General features: G+C 65.7%; 3 protein-coding genes and 2 pseudogenes. 1 reads left to right on the top strand and 4 read right to left on the bottom strand.

The annotated features are described in order from the left end of the window. Positions 1-39 precede the first annotated feature (39 nt). A pseudogene (locus KTN05_RS17185) lies at positions 40-665 on the top strand (transposase); the annotation flags it as partial. A 41-nt stretch (positions 666-706) separates the two neighbouring features. Here KTN05_RS17185 and istB read toward each other — a convergent pair. From istB to KTN05_RS17165, 4 genes and pseudogenes are all read right to left on the bottom strand, one after another. Next, positions 707-1600 (bottom strand): IS21-like element helper ATPase IstB, encoded by an 894-nt coding sequence (gene istB, locus KTN05_RS17180; RefSeq protein WP_217330594.1) that lies wholly within the window; start codon positions 1598-1600, stop codon positions 707-709. Next, positions 1597-3069: an IS21 family transposase gene (gene istA / locus KTN05_RS17175; protein WP_254368329.1), complete on the bottom strand. Its 1473-nt coding sequence runs from the start codon at positions 3067-3069 to the stop codon at positions 1597-1599. Before istA ends, istB begins: the two co-directional genes overlap by 4 nt. A 146-nt stretch (positions 3070-3215) precedes the next feature. Next, positions 3216-4421 (bottom strand): IS256 family transposase, encoded by a 1206-nt coding sequence (locus tag KTN05_RS17170; RefSeq protein ID WP_217330592.1) that lies wholly within the window; start codon positions 4419-4421, stop codon positions 3216-3218. Between the two features lie 72 nt (positions 4422-4493). Next, positions 4494-4730, bottom strand: a pseudogene (locus KTN05_RS17165) (hypothetical protein); the annotation flags it as partial.

Below are 4730 nucleotides of genomic sequence, written 5' to 3'. Positions count from 1 at the left end.
GCGCGACATCGGCATGATGCCGAGGAGCGAGGAGAGACCATGAGCAGACGACCGCGCCGGAACCACAGCCCGGCTTTCAAGGCGAAGGTGGCGCTTGCCGCCATCAGGGGGGAGAAGACGCTGGCCGAACTGGCCGAGCAGTTCGACGTGCATCCGAACCAGTTCACGCAATGGCGCACGCAGCTTCTGGAAGGCGCCTCCGGCGTGTTCGGGGCGGCGGCCGCGGTCGATCCGGCACCGGCAGTTGACGTGAAGACGCTGCATGCGAAGATCGGCGAGTTGACGCTGGAGAACGATTTTTTAGCCGGCGCGCTCGGCAAGGCGGGTCTGCTGCCGAGCGCAGGACGATGATCGACCGCGACCATGGGCTGAGCGTCAGCCGTCAGGCCAAGGCCCTCGGGATCAGCCGGAGCAGCGTCTACTACCTGTCGCGCCCGACCTCGGCGGCCGATCTCGCGCTCATGCGCCGGATCGACGAGCTGCACCTGGAGTATCCGTTTGCGGGCAGCCGGATGCTGAAGGGCCTGCTGCAGGGCGAGGGGCACCATGTGGGACGGCTTCATGTCTCGACGCTGATGAAGAAAATGGCGATCGCGGCGCTCTATCGCCGTCCGAACACGTCGAAACCGGCGCCGGGCCACAAGGTCTATCCATACCTGCTGCGCGACAATCTTGATGAGACGCGCGCGTCAATCTGGATGAGATTCTACGTCGCGGCGTCTGGCAGGGTATCAGCGTGATTGTCGCTGGCAAGGTCCTGCGTGCTGGGTGATTGACGCTCCGCGACAGGCTGGGGCGTATTGTTGATTGTCGCGACTGCGGCCGGTCGTCCCCGTGTCCGCTTTGCCTTCATGGCGCTGCGCCGGCGATAGCTTTCGACATTCATCTCGAAGATCGTGGCGTGATGGACCAGCCGGTCGACCGCGGCGAGCGTCATGGCGGGATCAGGGAAGACCCGGTTCCACTCGCCGAAGGGCTGGTTGGCGGTGATCAGCATGGAGCGCCGCTCGTATCGGGCAGAGATCAGTTCGAACAGCACGCTGGTCTCGGCCTGATCCTTGGTGACATAGGCGAGGTCGTCGAGGATCAGCAGGTCGAACTTGTCGAGCTTGGCGATGGCGGCCTCGAGCTGCAATTCGCGACGCGCGACCTGCAGCTTCTGGACCAGATCGGTGGTCCTGGCGAACAGGACGCGCCAGCCGCTCTCGATCAGCGCGAGGCCGATGGCGGCCGCAAGATGGCTCTTGCCGCCACCCGGCGGGCCGAACATCAGCACATTGGCGCCCTTGGCGAGCCAGCTGTCGCCGGCGGCCATGGCCATGACCTGCGCCCTGGAGATCATGGGGACAGCGTCGAAAGCGAAGCTGTCGAGCGTCTTGCCGGGCGGCAGATGCGCCTCGGCCAGATGGCGTTCGATCCGGCGATTGGCGCGTTCGGCCAGTTCGTGTTCGGCAATGGCCGCAAGGAAGCGCGCGGCGGGCCAGCCCTCCCGGTCGGCAGCTTCGGCGAACCGGGGCCAGAGGGTCTTGATCGTCGGCAGCCGCAACTCGTTCAGCATGATGCTCAGGCGGGTCTCGTCGATGGGATGCGGGGTCTTCATGCCGTCTCTCCCATGCCGGCTGTGGCGACGAGCGCGTCGTAGCTGTCGAGACCGACCTGCAGCACCGAGACGGTGGGCAGGTCGGCCGGATCCGGTCCGAACATCCGGCGCAGGGCGACGAGATCGGGGATCAGGCCGCCATCCAGCACGCGGTCCAGTTCCTCGGCCAGTTCGCGTTCGCAGCCGCGATCATGCGCCAGCGCCAGCAGTTCGACGGTGATCCTGCAGGCCAGCTTCTCGGGCAGCTGCGCCACCAGGGCCTCGAAGGCGCGCCGATAGGCCGGGCGCGGAGAGAGCTTGTCGCGGTAGACGAGGTTCAGGAGCGCCATCGGCTTCTTGCGCAGCGCATGGATGACATGGTGGTAGTTGACCACCTGGTCATGCCGCCCGCCGGGTTGGGCACGCCCTCTGGGCAGCGTCAGCATCAGCGTGCCGCCCATGAAGACCTCCAGCCGGTCATCGTAAAGCCGCACCCGCAGCCGGTGGCCGATCAGACGCGAGGGAACGGTGTAGAAGACCTTGCGCAGGGTGAACCCGCCAGTGCTGGTAACCGTGACGATGACCTCCTCGAAGTCCGTCGTGCGGCGTGCGGGCAAGGCCTGCAGACAGGCCCGCTCCGCGGCGATGCGTTTGCCCTGAGCCGCGTTCCGGCGCCCGACGATCTCGTCGATGAAGGCGCGGTAGCCCACAAGGTCAGCAAAATCGGCAGTGCCGCGTATCAGAAGGGCGTCGCGGATCGCCGCCTTGAGATGGCCATGAGCGCTTTCGATCGCGCCGTTCTCGTGGGCCACGCCGCGATTGTTGCGCGTCGGCGTCATCCGGTAATGCGCGCAGAGCGCATCGTAGCGGCGCGTCAGGTCAGACGTAGCCTCGGCATCGAGATTGCGGAACGCGGCCGACAGGCTGTCGCTGCGATGCTGGTGCGGCGTGCCACCCACCGACCACAGGGCATTTTGCAGTCCTTCGGCCAGGGCCACGAAGCTCTCGCCGCCGAGGATGACATGGGCATGCTCAAAGCCCGACCAGGGCAGGCGGAAGTGATAGAGCATGTGCGCCAAGGGCTGACCGGCAATCGTGACGCCCAGACCAGACAGATCCGTGAAGTCCGACAGGCCGAGCCTGCCCGGTTCATGCACCTGCCGGAAGATCACGTCCTGTTCTGCGCCGTTGACGGCCCGCCAGGCCCGGATCCGGCGTTCCAGCGTGCGCCGGATGCCCGGCGACAGTTCGGGGTGGCGCCGCAGCATCTCGTCGAAGATCGCCACCGGACGCAGACCCGGCGCTTCCTTCAGAAGCGGCACGACCTCGGCGTCGAAGATGGATTCCAAGGGATCAGGCCGCCTCCGCGCCCGCGGATGCGTCTTCTGCGAGGGCAGGCGCGCATCCTGCGCAATCCGGTAACCCGTGGCGCGGCTGAGATCCGCCTTGGCGGCGGCCACCTCGATCGGGTGGTCCTGTCGGAGCTTCATGAAAAGCCTCGTCTGTTGATCGGTTGCATGGCGGCCCGGCACAAAGGTGGTTCTCCCTTCCAGAAAACCTCCAGCGTATCGGACCGGCTGCGGGTCACGTCCGTCAAGCTGGTGTAATTTCCCGGATGGCCGTTTGAGGTCATCGATCAGGCGGCCTGTGTGGTGATGCTGAGAAGCGGGTCGGTCTGATCGGCGTCGATCTGGCCGAAGGCTTCCACCATCATGTAGCGGTGCTGGCTCTGCCAATCGTCGTTCTGCTCGAACAAGACGGCGCCGATCAGGCGGATGATGCTGTCCTCGTTCGGGAAGATCCCGACGACATCGGCCCGGCGCTTCACCTCCTTGTTCAAGCGTTCCAGTGGGTTGGTCGAGTGCAGCTTCGTTCTGTGCTGGGCGGGGAAGGCCATGTAGGCCAGCACGTCGGCCTCGCTCTCGTCCATCAGGATCGCGAGCTTCGGCCAGCGGGCCGGGAGCTGGTCGGCGACGTGACGCCAGATCTCGACGGCGCCCTTCTGGTCGGGCTGGGTGAAGGCCTGCCGGATGGCGGCCGCGACGACGGTGTGCTGGCCCTTCGGCACGTGAGCGAGGGCATTGCGCATCCAATGAACGCGGCAGCGCTGCCAGGTCGCTTCGAAGACGCGCGCGATCGCTGCCTTCAGGCCCGTGTGCGCATCCGAGATCACCAGCTTGACGCCGTCGAACCCTCGGCCCTTCAGGCTGCGCAGAAACTCCGTCCAGAAGGTCTCGGCTTCCGAGGGGCCGATCTTCAGGCCGATGATCTCGCGGCGCCCGTCCGTGTTCACCGCCACGGCGATTATGGCCGCCACCGAGATGATGCGCCCGCCTTGGCGGACCTTCAGATAGGTCGCGTCGAGCCACAGATAAGGCCATTCGCCAGCGAGCGGCCGGTCGAGAAACTCCTGCACGCGGTCGTCTATGTCCTTGCAAAGCTTGGACACCGTGCTCTTCGAGATGCCCGAAAGTCCCATCGCCTGCACCAGATCATCGACCTTCCGCGTCGAGACCCCGCCGATCCAGGCCTCCTGGATGACAGCGACCAGCGCTTTCTCCGAGGTCCGGCGCGGCTCCAGGAAGCCGGGGAAATACGACCCCTGCCGCAGCTTCGGCACCCGCAGGTTCAGCGCCCCGAGCCGGGTCTTCAACTCGCGGTCGCGGTAGCCGTTGCGCCAGGTCTGCCGGCCATCGCCGCGCTCGTAGCGCCCCGCGCCGATCAGGCCCTCGACGTCATGCTCCATCAGTGTCTGGAGCACCGCCTCGGTCACGGCGCGGAGGAAGTCGCCTTCATCGTGCTTTTGCAGCAGTTCGATCAGGCTCATGCTGGTGTCGGTCATCGGGGTCCCCTTCGGTCCGTGGTTGAAGCTTGCAACTCCACCATAAACCGACGCCCTCGATGGCCACTCCGGTTACACCGCCAGCGCGGCGTGAAAGTCCACCACGTTCTCGGACGCTACCTTCGGCGGCGACCAGCGATTTTTTTTATAGGTGAACCCAAGTCGTGACAGCAGGCTGGCAATGGACGAGTGATGGACACGAATGCCTTCCGCCGCGGCCAGCGCGTCCCTGAGTTCGAACAGCGTGATGTCGGGATCCTGCGCGAGCAACTCCTCGAAAAAGGCCCGATGCGGGGCAAGCTTGCCATG

The organism is Paracoccus sp. Z118 (genome assembly GCF_019061185.1).
Taxonomy (GTDB): Bacteria; Pseudomonadota; Alphaproteobacteria; order Rhodobacterales; family Rhodobacteraceae; genus Paracoccus.
This window is presented reverse-complemented; position numbering and strand designations above follow the sequence as displayed.